This window comes from Saccharopolyspora endophytica (genome assembly GCF_018070075.1).
Lineage (GTDB): Bacteria > Actinomycetota > Actinomycetes > Mycobacteriales > Pseudonocardiaceae > Saccharopolyspora > Saccharopolyspora endophytica.
Map to the genome: position 1 here is coordinate 95,130 of NZ_JAGPXE010000008.1, position 22,071 is coordinate 117,200.

25 protein-coding genes are annotated in these 22,071 nt (G+C 70.4%); 3 read left to right on the top strand and 22 right to left on the bottom strand.

All coding sequences use genetic code 11. From position 1 onward, the window contains the following. Positions 1-73: 73 nt before the first annotated feature. The 3 genes from KBO27_RS19290 to dnaG form a co-directional block, all read right to left on the bottom strand. Entirely contained in the window at positions 74-835 is a 762-nt protein-coding gene (locus KBO27_RS19290) for a trans-aconitate 2-methyltransferase (RefSeq protein WP_210971306.1), read from the bottom strand. A gap of 82 nt (positions 836-917) precedes the next feature. Further along, the gene (locus KBO27_RS19295) at positions 918-1,445 is read right to left on the bottom strand and encodes a hypothetical protein (RefSeq protein WP_307870495.1); all 528 of its coding nucleotides are present in this window, start codon (positions 1,443-1,445) and stop codon (positions 918-920) included. Then, positions 1,442-3,334, bottom strand: a complete 1,893-nt coding sequence (dnaG, locus tag KBO27_RS19300) for a DNA primase (RefSeq protein WP_210971307.1) — start codon at positions 3,332-3,334, stop codon at positions 1,442-1,444. Before dnaG ends, KBO27_RS19295 begins: the two co-directional genes overlap by 4 nt. 69 nt (positions 3,335-3,403) lie before the next feature. On the opposite strand from dnaG, the gene KBO27_RS19305 reads away from it, so the two are divergent. Beyond that, entirely contained in the window at positions 3,404-4,294 is an 891-nt protein-coding gene (locus KBO27_RS19305) for a sigma-70 family RNA polymerase sigma factor (protein WP_210971308.1), read from the top strand. On the opposite strand, the gene KBO27_RS19310 is transcribed toward KBO27_RS19305, so the two are convergent. The 6 genes from KBO27_RS19310 to KBO27_RS19335 all read right to left on the bottom strand — a co-directional run bounded on the left by KBO27_RS19310 (position 4,291) and on the right by KBO27_RS19335 (position 10,306). Continuing rightward, entirely contained in the window at positions 4,291-4,857 is a 567-nt protein-coding gene (locus tag KBO27_RS19310) for a carboxymuconolactone decarboxylase family protein (protein ID WP_210971309.1), read from the bottom strand. The genes KBO27_RS19305 and KBO27_RS19310 overlap by 4 nt on opposite strands. 79 nt (positions 4,858-4,936) lie before the next feature. Beyond that, a complete protein-coding gene (locus KBO27_RS19315; protein WP_210971310.1) occupies positions 4,937-6,028 on the bottom strand; it encodes a serpin family protein in 1,092 nt (363 codons plus the stop codon). Between the two features lie 253 nt (positions 6,029-6,281). After that, positions 6,282-6,467: a hypothetical protein gene (locus KBO27_RS19320; RefSeq protein ID WP_093420954.1), complete on the bottom strand. Its 186-nt coding sequence runs from the start codon at positions 6,465-6,467 to the stop codon at positions 6,282-6,284. A gap of 175 nt (positions 6,468-6,642) precedes the next feature. Next, positions 6,643-7,917: a deoxyguanosinetriphosphate triphosphohydrolase gene (locus KBO27_RS19325; protein ID WP_210971311.1), complete on the bottom strand. Its 1,275-nt coding sequence runs from the start codon at positions 7,915-7,917 to the stop codon at positions 6,643-6,645. Positions 7,918-8,178: 261 nt separating this feature from the next. Continuing rightward, a complete protein-coding gene (locus KBO27_RS19330) occupies positions 8,179-8,832 on the bottom strand; it encodes a YdcF family protein (protein WP_307870496.1) in 654 nt (217 codons plus the stop codon). 88 nt (positions 8,833-8,920) lie between these two features. Then, positions 8,921-10,306 (bottom strand): glycine--tRNA ligase, encoded by a 1,386-nt coding sequence (locus KBO27_RS19335; protein ID WP_210971312.1) that lies wholly within the window; start codon positions 10,304-10,306, stop codon positions 8,921-8,923. A gap of 180 nt (positions 10,307-10,486) precedes the next feature. Here KBO27_RS19335 and KBO27_RS19340 point away from each other — a divergent pair, with 180 nt between their 5' ends. Both KBO27_RS19340 and KBO27_RS19345 read left to right on the top strand, forming a co-directional pair. Next, positions 10,487-10,942, top strand: a complete 456-nt coding sequence (locus KBO27_RS19340) for an ArsR/SmtB family transcription factor (RefSeq protein ID WP_210971313.1) — start codon at positions 10,487-10,489, stop codon at positions 10,940-10,942. Beyond that, entirely contained in the window at positions 10,939-11,364 is a 426-nt protein-coding gene (locus tag KBO27_RS19345) for a Fur family transcriptional regulator (protein ID WP_210971314.1), read from the top strand. Before KBO27_RS19340 ends, KBO27_RS19345 begins: the two co-directional genes overlap by 4 nt. A gap of 196 nt (positions 11,365-11,560) precedes the next feature. Here KBO27_RS19345 and KBO27_RS19350 read toward each other — a convergent pair whose 3' ends face one another. The 13 genes from KBO27_RS19350 to KBO27_RS19410 all read right to left on the bottom strand — a co-directional run bounded on the left by KBO27_RS19350 (position 11,561) and on the right by KBO27_RS19410 (position 21,841). After that, positions 11,561-12,262 carry a TIGR03943 family putative permease subunit gene (locus KBO27_RS19350; RefSeq protein ID WP_210971315.1) on the bottom strand — a complete coding sequence of 234 codons (702 nt, stop codon included), beginning with the start codon at positions 12,260-12,262 and terminating at the stop codon, positions 11,561-11,563. Further along, entirely contained in the window at positions 12,262-13,206 is a 945-nt protein-coding gene (locus tag KBO27_RS19355) for a permease (RefSeq protein ID WP_132679164.1), read from the bottom strand. Before KBO27_RS19355 ends, KBO27_RS19350 begins: the two co-directional genes overlap by 1 nt. 192 nt (positions 13,207-13,398) lie before the next feature. Next, positions 13,399-13,824 (bottom strand): hypothetical protein, encoded by a 426-nt coding sequence (locus KBO27_RS19360; protein WP_132621155.1) that lies wholly within the window; start codon positions 13,822-13,824, stop codon positions 13,399-13,401. Positions 13,825-13,827: 3 nt separating this feature from the next. Next, entirely contained in the window at positions 13,828-14,658 is an 831-nt protein-coding gene (locus KBO27_RS19365) for an isoprenyl transferase (protein ID WP_210971316.1), read from the bottom strand. Positions 14,659-14,719: 61 nt separating this feature from the next. Further along, a complete protein-coding gene (gene recO, locus KBO27_RS19370; RefSeq protein WP_132679132.1) occupies positions 14,720-15,532 on the bottom strand; it encodes a DNA repair protein RecO in 813 nt (270 codons plus the stop codon). Positions 15,533-15,576: 44 nt separating this feature from the next. After that, the gene (locus KBO27_RS19375) at positions 15,577-16,017 is read right to left on the bottom strand and encodes a DUF2752 domain-containing protein (RefSeq protein ID WP_246537593.1); all 441 of its coding nucleotides are present in this window, start codon (positions 16,015-16,017) and stop codon (positions 15,577-15,579) included. A 3-nt stretch (positions 16,018-16,020) separates the two neighbouring features. Next, positions 16,021-16,746, bottom strand: a complete 726-nt coding sequence (locus tag KBO27_RS19380; RefSeq protein ID WP_210971317.1) for an RDD family protein — start codon at positions 16,744-16,746, stop codon at positions 16,021-16,023. A gap of 122 nt (positions 16,747-16,868) precedes the next feature. Continuing rightward, the gene (gene era / locus KBO27_RS19385; RefSeq protein ID WP_210971318.1) at positions 16,869-17,774 is read right to left on the bottom strand and encodes a GTPase Era; all 906 of its coding nucleotides are present in this window, start codon (positions 17,772-17,774) and stop codon (positions 16,869-16,871) included. A 273-nt stretch (positions 17,775-18,047) separates the two neighbouring features. Further along, positions 18,048-18,413: a cytidine deaminase-like protein gene (locus tag KBO27_RS19390; RefSeq protein ID WP_210971319.1), complete on the bottom strand. Its 366-nt coding sequence runs from the start codon at positions 18,411-18,413 to the stop codon at positions 18,048-18,050. Then, on the bottom strand, positions 18,406-19,728 hold the full coding sequence (locus KBO27_RS19395; RefSeq protein WP_210971320.1) for a hemolysin family protein: 1,323 nt from the start codon (positions 19,726-19,728) through the stop codon (positions 18,406-18,408). Before KBO27_RS19395 ends, KBO27_RS19390 begins: the two co-directional genes overlap by 8 nt. Before the next feature lie 10 nt (positions 19,729-19,738). Beyond that, the gene (ybeY, locus tag KBO27_RS19400; protein WP_210971321.1) at positions 19,739-20,299 is read right to left on the bottom strand and encodes an rRNA maturation RNase YbeY; all 561 of its coding nucleotides are present in this window, start codon (positions 20,297-20,299) and stop codon (positions 19,739-19,741) included. Next, positions 20,296-21,357, bottom strand: coding sequence for a PhoH family protein (locus KBO27_RS19405; RefSeq protein WP_210971477.1), 1,062 nt, complete (start codon positions 21,355-21,357; stop codon positions 20,296-20,298). Before KBO27_RS19405 ends, ybeY begins: the two co-directional genes overlap by 4 nt. A 118-nt stretch (positions 21,358-21,475) precedes the next feature. Beyond that, positions 21,476-21,841 carry a histidine triad nucleotide-binding protein gene (locus KBO27_RS19410; protein ID WP_132680828.1) on the bottom strand — a complete coding sequence of 122 codons (366 nt, stop codon included), beginning with the start codon at positions 21,839-21,841 and terminating at the stop codon, positions 21,476-21,478. Positions 21,842-22,071 lie beyond the last annotated feature (230 nt).

A 22,071-nucleotide genomic window follows, 5' to 3' on the forward strand; every position in this document is an offset into this window, starting at 1 on the left:
ACTACTTTAGCGGATGCCCGAAAGGCGTTTCACGGCACCCCCCGCTTTTTCTCAGCACGAACATCTGTGCAGGTCATGCGCAGTGAGCGGCGACGAAGACCCTGCGGAACGGGAACCAGGTCACGCCATCGGGCCGTTTCGGATAGGCGATCGAGAGGCGATGGGACAACTCGGTTCGGAACTCGGCCCACTCCTCGTCGTCCAATGCCGCTCGCACCGGACGCAGAGCGGTTCCGCTCACCCACTCCAGGACCGGGTTGTCGCCGCGCAGCGCGTGCACGTAGGTCGTCTCCCAGGCGTCGACCTCGACGTCCGGATCGGCCAGCTCGTCGGCGTAAGCCAGCGGGCCGCGCACGACGTCGTCGTGGCGCAGCACCCCATCGAGCTTGCCGCGCCAGCGCTGCTCCGCCGCCAGCTCGCGGATGGTGGCGTGCGACGGGGCGTCGAAGTTGCCGGGGACCTGGAAGGTGAACCAGGCGCCGCTGGGCAGCTCGGACAGCCAGCGGTGCAGCAGCTCGACGTGATCCGGGATCCACTGCAGGACCGCGTTGCACAGCACGACGTCGGTGTCCGGCTGCGGCTTCCAGTCCCGGACGTCCTCGACCCGCGCGGGCACGCCCCGCGAACGGGCCTCGGCGACCATCTCCTCGGAGGAGTCCAGCGCCTCCAGCTCAGCGCCCGGCCAGCGGCCGGTGAGCAGCGAGGTCAGGTTCCCCGCACCGCATCCGAGGTCGACGACCCGCCTGGGGTTCTCGGCGCGCACTCTGGCGATCAGGTCGAAGGCCGGGCGGTCGCGCTGATCGCTGAAGGTCAGGTACTTGCCGGGATCCCACATGCCGCCACCCTCCGCTAGCAGTACGCCCGTACCGTATACCGGGCGTTCGATCGCGTCGAGGACGTTTCGAGGTGGAACGAACTCAGGAAGGCAGGTCCCGGGACTGCCGCAGGCTCTCCACCAGCGCGCCGACTAGGCGGTCGAGCGCCGGTTCGTCCGTGCCCTGATCGGGCCGGATCTGCAGCTCGATGCCGTTGCGGCCGGGAACCTTGCGCTGGACGAACCAGGCGCCGCCACCCGGCAGGTCCCGGTGGTGGCGGGACCGGATCGAGCGGTTGACGCGCTCGTGGACCACGTCGGGAAGCCGGCTCTCGCCGGTCAGCGCCAGGCGCTGAGGCCGCAGGTCGCGCAGGTAGACCGCGCCGTCGACGTGCCGGGTCTCCTCGGCCTCGGTCACGGTGAGCACGCCGCCGCCCCAGGCCGCCTTGCTGATCAGGTGCCAGCCGACCCTGCGCCCCTCCGGGAGCCAGAGGCCCAGGTGGGTGGCCACGACCGAGCCGTCCTCGCAGGGCGCGACGGACAGGACGTGCTCATCGGGGTCGAGGCTGCCCGGGAAGTCCGCCGGGACCTCGGCGGTTCCGCTCAACTTCGCCAGCAGCCTCTTGATCACAGAGTCGTTCCCATCGCCTGGTCCAGCAGTGCCTTGCGGTAACCCTCCAAGGCGACCATGTCGCCGAACAGGGCGTTGTACTCCTCGGCGTCCTCCAGCGGCGACATCCGCTGGACCTTGGACTTGATGTCCGCGATCTGCCTGCTGACCAGCCGTTCCTGCAGCCGGGCGATGATCGCGCTCACGTAGCGCGGGTCGTCCTCGGTGGTCCACTCCAGCGCCTCGACCGCCAGCTGCGTGCACAGCCGGGCGCCGATCTGGCTCTCGCACTGCTGCGCGACCGCGTCGACCAGGCCCGCTCCGCTCAGCCCGGAGGCCGTGCCGCCCGCGGCCAGCAACGCCTTCTGCACCTCGGCGTAGACCGGCTCGGTGAACGCCTCGGCGGGCAGCGAGTCGTAGAGCGGACCGGCCAGGGCCGGGACCTGCAGAGCCGCCTTGATGGCCTCCCGCTGCAACCAGCGTGGATCGTGCCTCGGCGGGCGCTGCGGCAGCTCGACGTCCATGCCCAGCGACTGCTGGCTCTCCTCGCGGCGCGGGCGGCGCTGCTTGCGGACCGGGGCGCCGGAGCTCTCCCGCACCCGCTTGACCACCTGGTTCTCGTCGTTCCAGCCCGCCCACCAGGCGAGCCGGGCCGCGTACCCGTCGCGGCTGGCCGGGTCCTTGATCTGGGCGATCAGCGGGACCGTGCGCTTGAGCGCGGCGACGCGGCCGTCCACCGAGTCCAGGTCGTAGTCGGTGAGCAGGCTCCGGATGGCGAACTCGAACAGCGGCCTGCGCCGGGCCACCAGGTCGCGCACGGCGGCGTCGCCCTGGGCCTCGCGCAGCTCGCACGGGTCCATGTTGTCCGGGGTGATGGCCACGTAGGTCTGGCCGGCGAACTGCTGCTCGCCGTCGAACGCCTTCATCGCCGCCTTCTGCCCGGCCTCGTCACCGTCGAAGGTGAAGATGACCTCGCCGCGGAAGGCGTCGTCGTCCATCATCAACCGGCGCAGCACCGAGATGTGCTCGTCGCCGAACGCGGTGCCGCAGGAGGCGACCGCGGTGGGCACGCCCGCCAGGTGCATGGCCATCACGTCGGTGTAGCCCTCGACGACCACGGCCTGCCTGCGCTTGGCGATCTCCCGCTTGGCCAGGTCGATGCCGAACAGCACCTGCGACTTGTTGAAGATCGGGGTGGCGGAGGTGTTGACGTACTTCGCCTCGATCGGGTCGTCGTCGAAGATCCGCCGCGCGCCGAAACCGACGACGTCACCGCCGAGGTCCTTCAGCGGCCACAGCAGCCGCCGGTGGAAGCGGTCCATCGGACCGCGCCTGCCCTCGCGGGACAGGCCGCACTTGATCAGCTCGTCGACCTCGAAGCCCTTGGTCAGCAGCAGTTTCGTGAGCTTGTCCCAGCCGCTGGGCGCGAAACCGCAGCCGAAGCGCTGGGCGGCGGCCTCGTCGAAACCGCGCGTGGTCAGGTACTCGCGGGCCGGTTGGGCCTCGGGCGAGCGCAGCTGCTCGGCGTAGAACTCGGCGGCGAGGCGGTGCGCCTCGACCATGCGCGAGCGGCTGCCGCGGTCGCGCTTCGGACCCGGCGTGCCGCCCTCGTACTGCAGCTGGAGGCCGACCCGGTCGGCCAGCCGCTCCACGGATTCCACGAAGCCGAGGTGCTCGATCTTCATCATGAAGGCGATCACGTCGCCGCCCTCACCGCAGCCGAAGCAGTGGAAGGTCCCGTGGCTGGGGCGGACGTTGAACGACGGCGTCTTCTCGTCGTGGAACGGGCAGAGACCCTTCTGCGCGCCCCCACCGGCGTTGCGCAGCGCGACGTACTCGCCGACGACGTCGTCGATCCGGTTGCGATCGCGCACCTCGGCGATGTCGCTCTCCCGGATCCTGCCTGTCACGTCACCCAGTCTAGGGCCAAAGAGATCGGCCACGACCGGGTGTCCGCTCGGTGCGGCAGAATCGATCGCGTGAGGCCTGACACCAGCACGCTCGCCGCGGAGTTCGACCGGCACCGAAGCCGTCTAATCGGCCTCGGCTACCGGCTGACCGGACGGCTCGCCGACGCCGAGGACGCCGTGCAGGACGCCTGGCTGCGGCTGACCGACACCGATCACGACGAGATCCGCGACCTGGGCGGCTGGCTGACCACCGTGGTGAGCAGGCTGTGCCTGGACCGGATGCGCTCGGCCGCCGTGCGGCGTGAGAGCTACGTCGGCCCGTGGCTGCCGGAACCGCTGGTGAGCGCCGTGGATTCCGATCCGGGCGACATCGTGGCCGGTCAGGACGACCTGCGGATGGCGGCGATGCGGGTGCTCCACGAGCTGCCTCCGGACCAACGGCTCGCGCTGGTGCTGCACGACGGCTTCGACGTGCCCTTCGCCGAGATCGCCGAGGTGCTGGGGTGCAGCGTCCCCACCGCGCGCCAGCACGCGTCGCGGGCGCGCCGGACGATGGTCGACGCCGCCCCGCCGGAGCGGGTCCCGCTGCCCGAGCAGCAGCGGGCGCTGGAGGACTTCCTGACCGCGGTGGCCGCCAAGGATCTCGCCGCGCTCACCCGGCTGCTCCACCCCTCGGCCACCGTCTACGGCGACAGCGGCGGCAAGGCCCGCACCGCGCGGCGCCCGGTCGTCGGCGCCGACAAGGTGGCGCGCTTCGCCATCGGGCTCATCGACAAGTACGGCACCGAGCTGCTCGGCGCGGCGCGCCCGGTGCTGGTCAACGGCGACTTAGGGGTGATGCTGCCGGGCGACGACGCCGAAGTGGCGCCTCGGGTCTTCGTGCTGGCCGTCCGCGAGGGACGGCCGGCCGAGGTGTTCGACATCGTCAACCCGGACAAGCTCACCCGCGTGGAGTTCTAGGGCATCGGCACTCGGCAGGCTTCTCCGCTGGTGAATCCCTGCGCGGTCAGGCCCAGCGCGTGGTTGAGGCGGGTGCGCTGGTTCTCCACGGCGATCATGTAGGTCAGCTCGACCATCCCCTTGTGGCCGAGGCGCCGGTCGAGTTCGGCGACCTGCTCGTCGGTGACCTGCATGGGCTGCTCGGTCATCGCGTCGGCGTAGGCGATCACCAGCCGCTCCATCTCCGAGTACTTCTCCGAGGTCGCGTAGTCGTCGATCTCCTTGAGGCGGTCGATGTCCAGGCCCTCGTTGCGCTGCAACATCGTGCCGAAGTCGACGCACCACGAACAGCCGATCTTGGTGGCCACCCGGTAGACCGCCAGCTCGCGCAGGTTCGCGGGCAGCGCCTTGGCCGCCTTCTCCACCGCCATCTCCGACACGCCGGTGGCCAGCATCAGGCCCTGGTGGTGCGCGACCACGGCCAGCGGGTCCAGCACCGCGCCGTAGCGGCGCTGGGAGAACCGGTAGGTGAGCCTGGTCAGCAGGTTCGCTTCGCTGGTGGGCACGCCCGGAATGCGCGGCATGTGCTCGCTCCCTCCTCGCCACCCCGGTTTTCGGGGTTCGTCACCGGAGTGACGAGACAGGGCGCCGGAGCGTGACAGCTCAACTCGGATCGGTGATGCGGGCCAGGAAGTAGAGCGCGCCGCTGTCGCGGTGGCGCACCAGGAACAGGAACGGGCGGTCCACCTCGACCCGCACCGGTTCGGGTTCCCGGGCGATGGCGGTCAGCCGCATCATCATCGCGGTCGCCGCAGCGCCTTCCAGTCCCGCTTCGTCGACGTCGAGCACCGACTCGTGCAGCACCTCCGAGACGCGCAGCGACCGGTCGGTCAGCGGGGTGAAGTCGGCGGCCGGGGTGAACAGGTCCCGCACGCCCAGCTCGCCGAGCGGTTCGGTGAGCTCCGCTCCGCCGGAGACCTTGAAGCGCGGCAGGAACAGCTCGACCTTGCGCTGCTCCAGCGCGCCGAGCAGACCGGTCAGGCGCTCGGTGGTGAGCCCGGCTTCGGCGGTGGCCAGGTCGCCGTCGGGGAGCAGGACGACCGCTTCCACTCCCCCGGCGGCCGGGAGCCCGATCGCCTGCCAGCCGTCGGTGGCGGCGTGGCCGAGGGTGCGCCCGGCCGTCATGGTGGGCACGTCGCGGTCGCCGTCGGGGGCGTGGAACAGGCGCTGGGTGGTCTTGGTCTTCTCGAACGCCTCGCGCCAGGAGACCTTCAGGTAGAGGGCGTTGACCAGGGCCGCGACGGTTTGCGGGTGGACCGCGCCGGTCGGCAGCAGCTCCGGGATGAGGTCGCGGGTCGTCTCGGCGACGTCGGCGTTGATCAGCTCGCGGGCCGCTTCCGGGTCGTCCTGGAACGGCGCGTTGCGCACCGCGCTGCCGGGCCAGTCCTTGAGCGCCAGCCGGTAGGACTCCTCGATCGGCAGGTCCGCGTGCGCCCAGAGGGTGTTGGCGACCGCCAGCACCGGCTGCTCACCCGAAGCCGCCGCGAGCTCCGCGGCCGAGCCCAGCAGTTCCAGCAGGTTCGCCGGCTCCTCGCGCAGCGCGGCGACGAGCTCTTCCCTGGTGTTGCCACCGGTCGCGGTGGCCGCCAGCCCGAGGGCGCTGCTCACCGAGTACGGCGACCAGCAGAAGGTCTTGGTCGGCGGCGGAGCGAGCTTCTGGTGCAGTGCCAGGGCGAAGTCGAGGTGATGGTTCACGTCCGCAGGGCTCCGTTCCGCGTCGAGGAGACTCGGGCTTGATCCCGAGTCTGCCAGAGCGCGGCGCGCGGACCCGTCCGCGAACGCTGCCGGCTTCCAGCCGGATTTCCCGTTCCGCTGCCGGTCGGTGCACCCGCGGGTGCTGACACGCCTTCTGGTGAGCGCTCCGCGCCTGCAACAGCAACGGCGAACGGAGCCCAGGAGGCGTGTCAGGTTCCGCTGCCCGAGCGAACCGACCGGCAGGAGCGGGAGGTCAGCGGAGCGATTCCTCGATGTCGCTCAGGCCCATGAGGCGGAGCTCCTGGGCGATGTACTCGGCGGCTCGCTGGCCCGCGGGGTCCTGCCAGCGAAGATCTTTGATCCAGTCGGCCAGGTTGTCCGCGTTGACGTACGGCTCGCCTCCGACGACGAGCTTCTGGATGTAGTGCCGGTTGCGCATTCGGGGTCTCCTCGCGGCCCGGCGTCGGGGGAACGACGGGCCGCCGCCGCTCGGCTCGGGATGCCGCGCGGTACGGGGATCAGGGCACATGCCGCCAACAGAACTGCCGGTCGACACTCTGGGTGAGGATTGTCCCCGACGATCCGAGATCCATTCACCCCCATTCGGATTAACGTCACAATGGTTTGGACACGCTGTGTACATGGCGTTCATGCCAGATCACAGCCTGCGCATCCGTCAGCGATGCGACCTGGTCGAGAACCACCCGATATCGGGATGAATCGTCCGAAGCTCGCATCCAGGCATCGCGCATCACCGGATCGAGTGAAGCCGGTGCGCTCTCGCTCAGCGCCTCCACGAGCTCGGCCAGCCGCTCCCGCTGCCTGGCCTGCATGCGCCGCCGATCGCCGTCGTGCAGCACGTAGCGCACCGCCATCGCCTTGAGCACCGTCACCTCGGCGACGGCCTTCTCCGGCAGCACCAGGTCCGCGCGGTAGCGGGTCAGCCCGGGCCCGAAGCGCGCCACCGTGCCGCCGACCGCCGCGGCCACGAACCGGCCGACGAGCTCGCTGGTCAGCCGCTTCAACGCGACCTGCGCCGAGAGCGTCCCGTCGTAGTCAAGGATCGCGGCCACCACCGGCCAGCGCACCAGCTCCTCGGCCGCCTGCTCCAGCAGCGCGGTCTCGCCGCTGCGCAGGAACCGGTCGTCCGCCAGCTTCGCGATCTGGGCTCGCTCCTGCGGATCGGTCAGCGCCCGCAACGAGATCCGCCCGGAGATCACCGCGTCCTCGACGTCGTGCACCGAGTAGGCCACGTCGTCGGCCCAGTCCATGATCTGCGCCTCCAGGCAGCGCCGGTGATCCGGCGAGCCGTCGCGCAGCCACTCGAAGACCTCCAGGTCGTCGTCGTAGGCGCCGAACTTGATCTCACCGGCGCGCTTGCGCCACGGGTACTTCGTCGCCGCGTCCAGGCAAGCGCGGGTCAGGTTCAGGCCGCGGCCGACCTCGCCGGAATCGGTGACCTTCGGCTCCAGCCTGGTGAGGATCCGCAGCGTCTGCGCGTTGCCCTCGAACCCGCCGTGCCCGGCCGCCAGCTCGTTGAGCGCGCGCTCACCGTTGTGCCCGAACGGCGGGTGCCCGATGTCGTGGGCGAGACCGGCGGTGTCCACCAGATCGGGGTCGGCTCCCAGCGCACCGGCGATGCCCCGCCCGATCTGCGCGACCTCCAGCGAGTGCGTCAACCGGGTTCGCGGCACGTCGGCGCCCTCGTTCGGCCCCATCACCTGCGTCTTGCCCGCCAGCCGGCGCAACGCGGCGGAGTGCAGCACGCGAGCGCGGTCGCGCGCGAACGGGGTGCGGTCGTCCGGATGCGACGACGCGGCCTCCTTCGGCGCTTCGGGGTGCAGCCGCTGGAGGTCGTGCTCGCCGTACCCGGCCAGTTTCGAGCTCATCGCAGTGAGGCTAAGCCCCGAACATGACATTTCCACGCCACAACCCCGACAACGAGGTCAACTGGGAGCTCGTGTGCGGCGAGAGCCGCTGCCTCAGGTGTGGGACTCAGCCCGCACCGCCGCGGGTTCTGAGGCGGTTCTCCTGCGAGGACGTGTCGACGCTGTGTATTGGGCATACATGAGTCGGCGCGCCCGGAGCAGGAGGGCCGCCTCAGGTTCCGCCACCCGCACCGCCACGCAGAAGGACCACGGGTACAACGCTCACCCGAGGCCGTCGCCGTTGAGTTCTGCTGGGGCGTGGGTGAGCCGGTAGAAGAGCAGGGCGCCCGTCTCGCGGACGATGTACTTCATCTGGATCTCGCGCGTCTGCACGACCGGGCCCGAGCGGGCCGGGGAGGCCCACGCGTCGAGGCCCATGTCGTTGGCCATGGTCCGAGCCCGCAGCGAGTGCCACGGGTCGCTGACGATCAGCGCGCTGTCCCAGCGGCGCTGATCGGCCAGGTCCGACACCGCCTGCATGCTGCCGAGGGTGTCGCTGCCGACGTCGACGTCGACGATCTTGTCGCGCGGAACGCCGTTCTCCACCAGCCAGTTCTTACCGGCCTGCGCCTCGGTGTAGGCGTCACCGGCCTTGCGGCCGCCGACGGTGACGATGTAGTCGGTGAGCCCGTCCTCGTAGAGGCCGAGGGCCTGCTCCAGCCTGGCTTCGAGGATGTCCGACGGTTTGCCGTGGTACTGCGCGGCACCCAGCACCACCACGATGTCCACCGGCTGCCGGTCGTCCGCGCGGGCCACCTGCCACACGCGGATCGCGGTACCGCCGACCACCAGGATCGCCACCAGCAGCGCGCCGGCCAAGGCGCGCGAGAGGATGCGACCGGTACGAGACCGGTGGGCGGGATGATGTGCGCTCACCGGGGCATCTTCGCAGATCCCCCACCGGCCGCGAGCGGGCCGGGCCCGCAGCGAAACCGACCTGGTGCTCCGGAGTTCCACATCGGGCTCAGCAGCCGATCAGCCGGGCTCCCAGGTACTCCTCCAGCTTGTCGATGGCCACGCGCTCCTGGCTCATCGTGTCCCGTTCGCGCACCGTCACGGCGTGATCGGACAGGGTGTCGAAGTCGACCGTCACACAGAACGGCGTGCCGATCTCGTCCTGCCGCCGGTAGCGGCGGCCGATCGCACCGGCGTCGTCGAAGTCGACGTTCCAGTTGCGGCGCAGCGTCGCCGCCACGTCGCGGGCCTTGGGCGAGAGCTCGGCGTTGCGCGACAGCGGCAGCACCGCGGCCTTCACCGGGGCCAGGCGGCGGTCCAGCTTGAGCACGACGCGCTTGTCGACTCCGCCCTTGGCGTTGGGCGCCTCGTCCTCGGTGTAGGCGTCGATCAGGAACGCCATCATCGGACGTCCCACGCCTGCCGCCGGCTCGATCACGTACGGCCGGTAGCGGGAGTTGCTGGCCTGGTCGAAGTAGGTCAGGTCGACGCCCGAGTGGTTGGAGTGCGTGGTGAGGTCGAAGTCGGTGCGGTTGGCGATGCCTTCCAGCTCGCCCCACTCCTGACCGCCGAAGCGGAACCGGTACTCGATGTCCACGGTCCGCTTGGCGTAGTGCGACAGCTTCTCCTTCGGGTGCTCGAACTCCCGGAGGTTGTCGGCGTCGATTCCCAGCCCGGTGTACCAGCTCATCCGCTGGTCGATCCAGTACTGGTGCCACTGCTCGTCCTCGCCGGGCTCGACGAAGAACTCCATCTCCATCTGCTCGAACTCGCGGGTCCGGAAGATGAAGTTGCCGGGCGTGATCTCGTTGCGGAAGCTCTTGCCGATCTGGCCGATGCCGAACGGCGGCTTCTTGCGCGCGGTGGTCATCACGTTGGCGAAGTTGACGAAGATGCCCTGGGCGGTCTCGGGCCGCAGGTAGTGCATGCCCTCCTCGGACTCCACCGGTCCCAGGAAGGTCTTGAGCATCATGTTGAACTCGCGCGGCTCGGTGTACTGGCCGCGGTTGCCGCAGTTCGGGCACGGGACGTCGGTGAGGTCGTCCTCGCTGACCTCCTTGCCGGTGCGCTCGGTGTACTCCTCGGCGAGCTGGTCGGCGCGGAAGCGGCGGTGGCAGGAGGTGCACTCCACCAGCGGGTCGTGGAAGGCGCCGACGTGGCCGGATGCCTCCCACACCTGGCGGGGCAGGACCACCGAGGAGTCCAGGCCGACGACGTCGTCGCGGCCCTGCACCATGTGCTTCCACCACTGGCGCTTGATGTTGTCCTTGAGCTCGACGCCGAGCGGTCCGTAGTCCCAGGCCGACCGGGTACCGCCGTAGATCTCGCCGGACGGGAAGACGAATCCGCGGCGTTTGCAGAGACTGACGATCGTGTCGATCTGGTCGGCGGGCACGTTCACTCCGGAAATTTCACTGGAAACCATCGAACCAGCCGTTCGAGCTGGAGTTTCCCAGCGTACCGATGACGCGGGCTCCGCATCCCGGCCGGGCCGTGAGCGCTGCGGGGCCGTCCGCTCGCGGCGGGTGACCGCACCGGTATCGACCGATCGGGGCGCGCACCTGCTACCCGTAGGATGGTCCGCGTGGAACGTCATGGCGTGGCCCCCGGCCAGAGCAGCGCTCCGCGTCCGGACCGGCCGGAGGACCACGTCCACTCGCCGGACCGCGACGTGCGGCCGGTGCCGGTGCGCGACCAGCGGGTCCTGCACGACGCGGGCGAGCTGCTGCGCGCGCTGGCCGCGCCGGTGCGCATCGCGATCGTGCTGCAGCTGCGCACGTCGGAGCGGTGCGTGCACGAGCTGGTCGACGCGCTGGGCGTGGCGCAGCCGCTGATCAGCCAGCACCTGCGGGTGCTGAAGTCGGCGGGCGTGGTGTTCGGCGAGCGACACGGCCGGGAGGTCATGTACCGGCTGGTCGACGAGCACTTGGCGCATATCGTGGTGGATGCGGCGACGCACGCCGAGGAGACCGCCCGCGCACGGACGGGCGACCACGCAGACGACGGCGGACAGGAGACGGAGACAGCGTGACCACCGGCCAGGAGCCCACCGTAGGCGTACCGGGACTGCGCGCCACCAAGCAGCGGGCTGCGGTGTCGCAGTTGCTCGACCACGTCAACGACTTCCGCTCGGCCCAGGAGCTGCACGAGGAGCTGCGGCGACAGGGCGAGGGCATCGGTCTGACGACCGTGTACCGAACGCTGCAGACGCTCGCCGACGCCGGCGAGGTCGACGTGCTGCGCACCGGCTCCGGCGAGGCCGTCTACCGGCGCTGTTCGAGCCACCACCACCATCACCTGCTGTGCCGCCACTGCGGTCGCACCGTCGAGGTCGCCGACCCGCCGGTGGAGAACTGGGCCGAGCGCATCGGCCAGGAGCACGGCTTCTCCGACGTCAGCCACACCGTCGAGATCGTCGGCACCTGCCCCGCCTGCACGGCCAAGGGTCTCTAGGGCTCTGATCTGCTCGTTCTGCTTGGCGGTGCGGGTAGCGGAACCTCAGCGGCCCGCTGGCTCCGGGCGCCACTCCTGATGTATGCCGATACACGGCGTCGCGGCGTCCTCACCAGCGAACCGCTGAGAACCCGCGGCGGTGCCGGCTGCGAGGGTGGTGAAGGAGAAAGCGACTCCGTCGCTTTCTCGCGCCCCCTCAGTATTCGTATGTGTCCGATGGGGCGGGGATCTGCTGGATCGTGAGCGGGTCGACTGTCGGGACGTAGTCGTTGGCTTCGGTGGCCGTGCCTGGGCGGAGGCGGCCGGTGATCTCGACCCAGGTGTCGGCCGGGAGCCCCTCGGCCCGCGGACTGGCGAGGTCGATCTTGACCGCGGTGGCGTCGGCCGCGCAGCAGCTGATCCGCATCCTGGCCAGCTGGGTGGTCTCCGGCGTCGGGTGGACGACGAATCCCTGCAGGCGGACGGTGCGGTGGTTGAGCTCGCCGGTGTCGTCCCAGACCACGCGGGTCAGGAACTCCGACATCCTCAGCATCGGTGCCTCGCCGGGTGGCAGCGGAGGGAACCGGGCCTGGCTGGGGGCCGCCGGTGCGCCTGCCGCGCGGTCGCGGGTGACCGAGTCCGAGCCGAGCGCGGGCGGGGCGATCAGGAAGATCGCGAACACCGGCAGCAGCAGCATCCAGGGGCTTCGGCTGCCGTGCTCGTGCTGGTCGGCGGCCTGCCCGGCGCGGATGTCGCGGACGATGGCGAACCCGGCGAGCCCGATCATCACCAGTCCGGCGACGATCAGCCACGGCTGCAACGAGGGTTTGACGTAGCGCAGGTAGTCGCCGGTCAGCGAGATCTTCAGCAGCGCGCCGCCGAGCAGCACCAGCAGGACGTTCTGGCTCTCCCGTCGCATCACGCACCTCCCAGCAGCGCGGCGCCCACGACGCACGCGCATCCGATCGCGACCAGGAACGTCGCCGGAGCGAAGCGGGCGGCGAAGCGGCGGCCGAAGGCGCCGGACTGCAGCGCGATCAGCTTCAGGTCCACCGCCGGACCGACCACCAGGAACACCAGCTTCGGCAGCAGCGGCAGGCCGGGCATGGAGGCGACCACGAACGCGTCGGCCTCGCTGCACAGCGCCAGCACCACGGCCAGCACCGCCATGACCAGCACGCCGAGCACGATCTGACCGCCCAGCGTCTCCAGCCACGCGGCGGGCACCAGGACGTTGAACACCGCCGAGGTCAGCCCGCCGAGGACCAGGAACCCGCCGGCCTCCACCAGGTCGTGCCGCGCGGACTCGGCGAACACCGCCCACCTGCTGCCCTCGGCCTGGTGCGCCTCGACGCGGCGCAGCGCGCGCTCGGCCAGCCACTCGGCGCGGCCGAGCTTGGCCCACAGCCAGCCCATCACGCAGGCGGTCAGCAGCGAGCCGAGGAAGCGGGCGGGCACCATCCACGGGTCGGCGGGGAACGCCACCGCCGTGGAGACCAGGACGACCGGGTTCACCGCCGGTGCGGCCAGCAGGAACGCGAGCGCGGCGGCCGGGGCGACGCCCTGCTGCATCAGCCTCCGCGCCACCGGCACCGAGGCGCACTCGCAGCCGGGCAGCGCCACGCCGGCGAGCCCGGCGACCGGCACCGCCGCTCCCGTTCTCACCGGCAGGGCGCGGTGCAGCACGCGCGGTGGCACGAACGCCGCGATCAGGCCGCTGACCAGCACGCCGAACACCAGGAACGGCATCGCCTGCACGCACACGGCGACGAACACGGTCGATCCGGTGCGCAGCGCGGGCACGTCCAGGACCGCGGCCAGCTGAGGCTGGAAGATCACGGCCAGCACGAGCAGCCCGCACATCACCTCCAGCGAGGTGATCACGGGACGGCGCGTCCGCGGTTGCTCGGCGATCTCGGTCACGGGCGCAATCGTGCCAGTGCCGCAGGAGCATCGTGGCGGGCTCGGTGCCCGATGTGACGAAACCCCAGTTCACCCGGGGTTCCGACACACCACGGCATCACCCGCGCGGGTGCTTCCGCTCGGGCCGAAGGGTCAGACCGTGCCCTCGGACTCCGCGAGGAGTTCCGAGCGCAGCTGCGACGCCGTGGCGACCACCAGCATCAGCAGGGTGCCCAGCGGCGACGGCTCCATGCCCTCCGCCGGGAACGCGTACCGCAGCGTCACGTCCACGCCCCGCTCGGTGCGCACGACGCCGAGCGTGCCGAACAGCCCCTGGCCAGCGCGTTCGGCGACGGACTGCGCCAGCTCGTCACCCGCGGGCAGGTCCCACGCGACCACGCAGGTCAGGCTCAGCACGGTCAGGCCCTCGGCCAGCTGCATGGCCTGAACCGCGCACGGCACCTCGGAGTGCCTGAACGTCAGCGCGCCGTCGTCGTCGACGTGCACGTCGTGGTAGTTCTCGAGCGCTTCCTTGGCCGCGGTCATCAACCGCGCGGTGGTAGCGGCCTCTTGGGTCATCAATTAGCCCTCCTGGGCCGACGTGGCTGTCGCCGACCGATCGATTGCACCGCCGAATCGGCGGTCCCGGCGCGCGTACTGCTCGCACGCCTGCCAGAAGTGCGTGCGATCGACGTCGGGGAACAGCGTGTCCTGGAAGACCATCTCGGCGTAGGCGGACTGCCAGAGCAGGAAGTTCGACGTCCGCTGCTCACCCGACGGCCGGATGAACAGGTCCACGTCCGGCATCTCCGGCTGGTAGGTGTACTTGGCGATCGTGCGCTCGTCCACCCGTTCCGGGTTGATCTTCCCGGCGGCCGCCAGTCGCGCGATCTCCCGCGCGGCGTCGCCGACCTCCGCCCGACCACCGTAGTTCACGCACATCGTCAGGTTGAGGACTTCGTTGCCAGCGGTTCGAACCTCGGCCGCCTGCAGGGTGTTGACCACGCTGCGCCACAGCTTCGGCTTGCGGCCCGACCAGCGCACCCGCACGCCCATCTCGTCGAGCTCGTCGACGCGGCGAGCGATCACGTCCCGGTTGAAGCCCATCAGGAAGCGCACCTCGTCCGGGCTGCGCTTCCAGTTCTCCGTGGAGAACGCGTACAGCGAAAGCCACTTCACGCCGAGCTCGATGGCGCCCTTGGCCAGCTCCAGCACCACCGCCTCGCCGCGCTTGTGGCCCTCGACGCGCGGCAACCCGCGCTCGTTGGCCCAGCGACCGTTGCCGTCCATCACCACCGCGACGTGGTTGGGCACGAACTCCGGCGGCAACGCCGGCGGCTTGGCCCCCGAGGAGTGCGGCTCAGGTGCCCGAACGGTCAGGTCGTCCTTGCCTCGCCCGCGGCGTCGCAACATATCCAGGTTCTCCTTCGGCGTGCTCGACGTGCGCGGCCATTGTCCCCGCCGAGCTCGATCCTCAGTTCAGCGGCTGCCCGCTCTCCCCGTCCGCGGCTCCGACCAGCGCCGCTTCCGAAGCGCGTTCGCGGATCAGCTCGGGCACGGTCCGCTCCACCAACGGCAACGACCGCAACTGCCGCTCCATGTACCACTGCAGGTGCGCGGCGACCAAGCCGCTGGCCTCCCGGCGAACCGGGCCGGTGGCGGCCTCGGCGGTGTCCCAGTCACCGTGCAGCAGCGCCTCCATCAGCGGCAAGGTCAGGGCGGAGGGCCGGACCGAACCGGCGGGCCTGCACGTCGCGCACACCGCGCCACCGGCCTGCACGTTGAACGCGGCGTGCGGACCGCCCTGGCCGCAGCGGGCGCACTCGGTCAGCGCGGGAGACCAACCGGCGAAGGACATCGCGCGCAGCAGGAACGCGTCGAGCACCTGCGAGGAATCGCGGTCCCGCCCGGACAGGGCGCGCAGCGCCCCGACGGCCAGCAGGTACAGGCGCAGCACCGGCTCGCCCTCCTCGGCGGCAAGCCGGTCGACGGTCTCCAGCACCGCGCAGGCCGCGGTGTAGCGCTGGTAGTCCTCGACGATCTGCACGCCGAAGGCGTCGACGGTCTGCACCTGGGTGATGACGTCGAGCGTGCGACCGGTGTAGAGCTGCACGTCGACGTGGCAGAACGGCTCGACCCTGGCGCCGAAGCGGGAGGTCGTCCGGCGCACGCCCTTGGCGACCGCGCGCACCTTGCCGTACCGCCGGGTCAGCAGCGTGATGATCCGATCCGCCTCACCCAGCTTCTGCACCCGCAGCACGACCGCGGTATCCCGGTAGAGGCTCACCCCTCCATTTTCGCACTTCGGGGTGACGAGCAGGCGAGTTGTCCCTAGAGGCGCAACGCGGGGACGGCGTTGCGGACCACGACCCAGACCACGACCACCGCCAGCAGGACCTGCGGTGACCAGCGCCAACGGGTCCACGTCGGCAGGCTGCGGCCGAGACGACCGGCGACCCACGCCGTCCAGGCCCAGGCCAGCAGCGGCAGGAGCAGCACGGCGAGAGCGTTGAAGTGCAGCGCCGCGAGGAGGTCGCCGTGCAGGAGGCTGAACAGCATCCGGGTGCCGCCGCAGCCCGGGCAGTCGAAGCCGGTCAGGAGCTTGATCGGGCACGGCGGCAGCGGGAGGCCGGAGTCCGAGGTGGGGTCGGCGGCCAGCACGAGCGCGGCGCCCGCGCAGCCCGCTAGCACCGTCGCGCCGGGCAGGCGCATCCGGTGGAAGAACAACGATGCCGGTGCGGGTCGTCCCGCACCGGCATCGACGTCAGTCAAGGGTCACCACTGCTGCGGCTGGCCGTAGCCCGGCTGCGGGGGCTGGCCGTAGCCGGGCGCCTGCGGGGCCTGCTGCTCCGGCGGGACCACGACCACGACGGTCTTGACGATCTTGTCCGCCCAGGTCTGCTTCTTCTCGTCCCACAGCGGGGCGAGCCAGCCGATGGGCAGACCGCAGATCGCGGAGTCCACGATGTGGCAGATCTGGCGCAGGAAGGCGTTGCCGAAGCCGATCGGCTGGCCGGTCGCCTCGCTGACCGTCTTGATCTTGGCGACCTTCTGCCCGAGCGTCTGACCGGTGGTACCGCGCCGGTAGCAGAGGTTCCAGATGGTGAACGCCGCGAGCGCGAGGTAGGCCAGCAAGCCCACGATGAGCACGATGATGCCCACCGTCTGCATCCCGCTCTCGCTGCCGGAGCTCGCGGTGCCCGCGATGACGCTCATCATCACGATGTAGAGGATCACGTAGGCGGCCCCCGGGATCGCGCCGTCGATCAGGTAGCCCAGCACTCGGGTTCCCCACTCGGCGAGCTGACCGGCCGGGTGCGCGCCCGGCGCGCCGTAGGGCTGCGGCGGGTACTGCTGCGGGTAGCCCTGCTGCGGCGGGTAGGGCTGCTGCGGCTGGGGGCCCGACGGCGGACCGAAGGGCTGCTGCGGCTGCGGGCCCGAGGGCGGGCCGCCGTAGGGCTGCTGCGGACCGGACGGCGGGCCGCCGTAGGGGTAGTTCACGACAGAAGTCCTTTTTCCAGGTTTTTCGGGGAGTCTCCGGCCCGCTGCGAGGCCGACCGGAAACGTAGCTCAGACGTGCATGCGTCGTGGGCGGTTCCGAAAAAGCCGGCTGGAAAAAGTGATCAGAACCCCAGTTTGCGCAGCTGCTTGGGATCGCGCTGCCAGTCCTTGGCGATCTTGACGTGCAGATCGAGGTAGATCTTGCTGCCCAGCAGCGCCTGGATGTGCCTGCGCGCTTGGGAGCCGACCGTGCGCAACCGCTCTCCGCCGCGGCCGATGACGATGGCCTTCTGGCTGGAGCGCTCGACGTAGATCAGCGCGTGCACGTCGATCAGGTCGTCGCGGCCCTCGCGCGGGTTCATCTCCTCGACGGTGACCGCCAGCGAGTGCGGCAGCTCGTCGCGCACGCCCTCCAGCGCGGCTTCGCGGATCAGCTCGGCGATCAGCGTCGTCTCCGGCTCGTCGGTCAGCTCGCCGTCCGGGTACAGCTGCGGGCCTTCCGGCAGCTGCGAGACCAGCACGTCGGAGAGCTCGTCGACCTGGAAGGAGTCCTTCGCCGACACCGGGATGAGCTCGGCGAAGTCCATCACCTCCTGCAGCGCCAGCAGCTGCTCGGCGACCTGCTGCTTGGGCACCAGGTCGGCCTTGGTGACGACCCCGACGACGGGGGTGCGGCGGGAGACCTTCTTGAGCTGCTCGGCGATGAAGCGGTCACCGGGACCGACCTTCTCGTCGGCGGGCACGCAGAAACCGACGACGTCCACTTCGGACCAGGTCTCGTAGACCAGGTCGTTGAGCCTGCGGCCGAGCAGGGTGCGCGGGCGGTGCAGGCCGGGGGTGTCGACGATGATCAGCTGGGCGTCGGGGCGGTGCACGATGCCGCGGATCGCGTGCCGCGTCGTCTGGGGCTTGCTGGAGGTGATCGCCACCTTCGTTCCGACCAGGCGATTCGTCAGCGTCGACTTGCCGGCGTTGGGCCGGCCGACGAAGCAGGCGAATCCGGAACGGTGGGCATCTTCGGAGGTCACCGCCCCATTGTGACGGTCCCCCGTCCCCACCTGCTCACCACCCACCACACGACCCGGTCCCCACCCCGCCGCACCGCGGACGACCGGACTTCAGTGGAACTCGGTGACCGGACTTCAGTGGAACTCGGAGATCGGATTTCAGTGGAACTCGGAGATCGGATTTCAGTGGAAACCCGGGACCAGATTTCAGTGGAAGTCCGGGAGGGGACTTCAGTGGAAATCGGGACCCGGAGTTCCACTGGAATCGGGGTCCCGATTTCAACTGAAATCCGGTCAGTCGGCGATGAGGGCTTGGGGTTCGCCCTGGGCGTTGGCCCGGAGGATGGGGGTGTTCTTGGTGAGGTCGTGGGCAGCGGCGACCGAAGCGTGGTCCAGGGTGTCCGCGTCGGTGACGACCGCGGCGGCTTCCAGACCCTCGGCGCCGCTGGAGACCGCTGCGGCCACCGCGGCCTGCAGGGCCGTGAGCTTCAGGGACGACAGGTCCACCGTGGTGGCCGCGTAGGTGCGGCCGTCGGTGTCGCGGACCGCCGCGCCTTCGGCGGCGCCGTTGCGGGCGCGGGAGGAACGCGCGAGCGTGACGATCTTGGCGTCCTCCGGGTCGAGCTCCTGCGGTGCCGCCTTCTCGACGTGCTCAGCCACGGCTGTTGCTTCCCTCCTGGTCGGCACCGCGCAGCGGTGCTTGATCGGTGTTCACCCGGTGGACCAGCAGCGCGTTGATGCGGATCCGGCCCCGGTGGTCCTTGCCGCCCTCGGCGCGCAGCCGAAGGCCGGCGACCTCGGTCTCGGCGCCCGGCAGCGGCACCCGGCCCAGCCGTTGCGCCAGCAGACCGCCCACGGTCTCCACGTCGGAGTCGTCGAGCTCGACGTCGAACAGCTCGCCCAGGTCCTCGACCGGGAGCCGGGAGCTCACCCGGACGGTGCCGTCCTCCAGGTGCTCGACCGGGCGGTGCTCCTCGCGGTCGGACTCGTCGGTGATCTCGCCGACGATCTCCTCCACGATGTCCTCGATGGTCAGCAGCCCGGCGGTGCCGCCGTACTCGTCGACCGCGATGGCGAGGTGACCGCGCGAGATCTGCATCTCGCGCAGCAGCTCGTCGAGCCGCTTGGTGTCGGGCACGAAGGTCGCGGGCCGCATCAGCTCCACCACCGCCGGCCCTGCGGCGTCGGTGGTCTCCAGCACGATGCGGGTGAGGTCCTTGAGCGTGACCAGGCCGACGATGTCGTCGACGCTGTCACCGATCACCGGGATCCGGGAGAAGCCCGAGCGCAGGCATAGCGCCAGCGCCTGACGGGCGGACTTGGTCTGCTCGATCCAGATGATCTCGGTGCGCGGCACCATCACCTCGCGCGCGAGGGTGTCGCCGAGCTCGAAGACCGAGTGGATCATCTCCCGCTCGCCGGCGGCCACCACGCCGCGCTCCCCGGCCAGGTCGACCAGCTCGCGCAGCTCCACCTCGGTGGAGAACGGTCCCTCGCGGAAGCCCTTGCCGGGCGTGATCATGTTGCCGATCAGGATCAGCAGCCGGGTCAACGGGTTGAGCAGTCGGGCCATCACGCGGACCGGCACCGCGATCTTCAGACCGATGCCGTACGGGTGCTGCCTGCCGAGCGTGCGCGGTCCGACGCCGACCAGCACGTACGAGGCGACCAGCATGATCAGCACCGCGACGACCAGCGCCCAGGCCTCCGACTCCGCGACCCGCAGCGCCACCACCGTGACCAGCACGGTCGCGCCCATCTCGCAGGCGAGCCGGAGCAGGAGCAGCAGGTTGACGTGCCTGGGCCGGTCGCCGAGCAGCAGGACGAGCTGCTTGGCGCCGGTGCGGCCCTGCCGGGCCAGGTCTTCGGCGCGCGCGTGGGAGGCCACGGTGATGGCCGCCTCGGAGGCGGCGAACACCCCGGCCGCGAGCACCAGCAGCACCGCGAGCACCAAGAACGCGGTGGAACCGGCCAACTCCACTCCCCTAGTTCGCAGGAGCCGGGCCGGCGCCCGGCTCGTCGTCCAGCCCGACCGCGCCCAGGACCTTGTCGTCCGCGCTGCGCTGGGCCTGCGCCCGCTCGGCCTCGTCACGCGCCTCGCGGTACTCGGCCAGGATGCGGTTCTGCAGCCCGAACATCTCGCGCTCCTCCTCCGGCTCGGCGTGGTCGTAGCCGAGCAGGTGCAGGACGCCGTGCACGGTCAGCAGGTGCAGCTCGTCGAGCGTGCTGTGACCGGCCTTCTTCGCCTGGTCCTTGGCGAAGGCGGGGCACAGCACGATGTCGCCGAGCAGCGCCGGGCCGGAACCGGCCGAGTCGGGGCGGCGGGCCGAGTCGTACTCGTCCATCGGGAAGGACATCACGTCGGTGGGACCGGGCAGGTCCATCCACCGCTCGTGCAGGTCGGACATCACGTCGAGGTCCACCAGCACGATGGACAGCTCGGCGAGCTGGCTGACGCTCATCTTGTCGAGCGCGAAGCGGGCCACGGAGACGATCGTCTCCTCGGGCACCGCGACGCCGGATTCGTTGGCGATCTCGATGGTCATGCTCGTCCTCGTCGCTGGCCGTTGCGCCGTTCGTCGTGCTGGTCGGCGTCGTTGATCGCGTGCCAGCGGTCGTAGGCGTTGACGATGTCGGTGACCAGCCGGTGCCGCACCACGTCGTGGCTGTCCAGCTGGGAGAAGTGCACGTCGTCGACGTCGTCCAGGATGTTCTGCACCATCTTCAGGCCGCTGCGCTGGCCCCCGGGCAGGTCGATCTGGGTGACGTCGCCGGTGACCACGATCTTGGAACCGAAGCCCAAGCGGGTCAGGAACATCTTCATCTGCTCGGGCGTGGTGTTCTGCGCCTCGTCCAGGATGATGAAGGAATCGTTGAGCGTGCGCCCGCGCATGAAGGCCAGCGGGGCGATCTCGATCGTCCCCGCCGAGGTCAGGCGCGGCACCGACTCCGGATCGACCATGTCGTGCAGCGCGTCGTACAGCGGCCGCAGGTAGGGGTCGATCTTCTCGTAGAGGGTGCCGGGCAGGAAGCCCAGCCGCTCACCGGCCTCGACGGCCGGGCGCGTCAGGATGATCCGGTTGACCCGCTTGGCCTGCAACGCCTGCACGGCCTTGGCCATCGCCAGGTACGTCTTGCCGGTACCGGCGGGGCCGATGCCGAACACCACGGTGTGGTTGTCGATGGCGTCGACGTAGCGCTTCTGGTTGAGCGTCTTGGGGCGGATGGTCCGACCGCGCCGGGACACGATGTCCAGGCTGAGCACGTCGGCGGGCGACTCGTTGTGGTCGGCCGAGAGCATCCCCACGCTGCGGCGGACGATGTCGGGATTGAGCTGGCTGCCCTTGCCGATGAGAGCGATGAGCTCGGCGAACACCCGTTCCGCGAACGCGACCTCGGCAGGCTCCCCGGAGAGAGTCACCTCGTTGCCCCGGACATGGACGTCGGCGGTGAGCAGGTCCTCGACGACCCGCAGGTTCTCGTCCCGGCTGCCCACCAGCGTCAGCACGACGTCGTCGGGGATGTTCACCTTGGACTGAGCCGTTGCGGTCTCCGGCTGCTCTCCGGGCTGGGCGGCGGCGCCACCCGCTGCGATACCGGCCACGTAGTTCGGGCCTACCTTCTGCGCGTTGCGCGCGGGTCGTTCGGTCAGTTCTCCCTGGCACCGATGGTAGTCCAAGGGAGCAACCGAGTTGCCGACGTGCTCCCCCGGAACCCGCCGGTCAGCCCTTGAGCGGACCGCCGGTCATGCCGCCGAGCCATTCCCCGCCGAGCAGGTGCAGGTGCACGTGGAAGATGGTCTGGCCCGCGTCGGCGTTGGTGTTGAACAACAACCGGTAACCGGGCTCGGAGATTCCCTCGGCCTCGGCGATCTCGTGCGCGGTGGTGATCAGCTCGCTCAGCAGCGCCGGGTCGGCGGCGGCCAGCTCGGCGGCGTTGCGGTACCGCTCCTTGGGGATGACCAGCACGTGCGTCGGGGCCTGCGGGTTGATGTCGCGGATCGCGATGACCCGCTCGTTCTCCCGCACGATGTCGGCCGGGATCTCCCGCGCGATGATGCGCAGGAACAGCTCCTTCTCCTCGCTCATGCCCCGAAGGCTAGCCGAAGTCGATGTTCGGTCCGCGGGCGGAAGTGACGCGTCACGTCGTCTGCGAGGTGCTGCGCCGCAACCGGGGCTGGGGGGAGTGCTCCACTTGCGGCGCAGCTCTCGCCGGACCAAGGGGGGAGGTGTCCGGCGAGTGCGGAGAACCCGATGTCCGTGCGACACCGGTGACGACGTTGCCCGTCGCACTCTCGCAGCCACCGAGCGTATCCCCG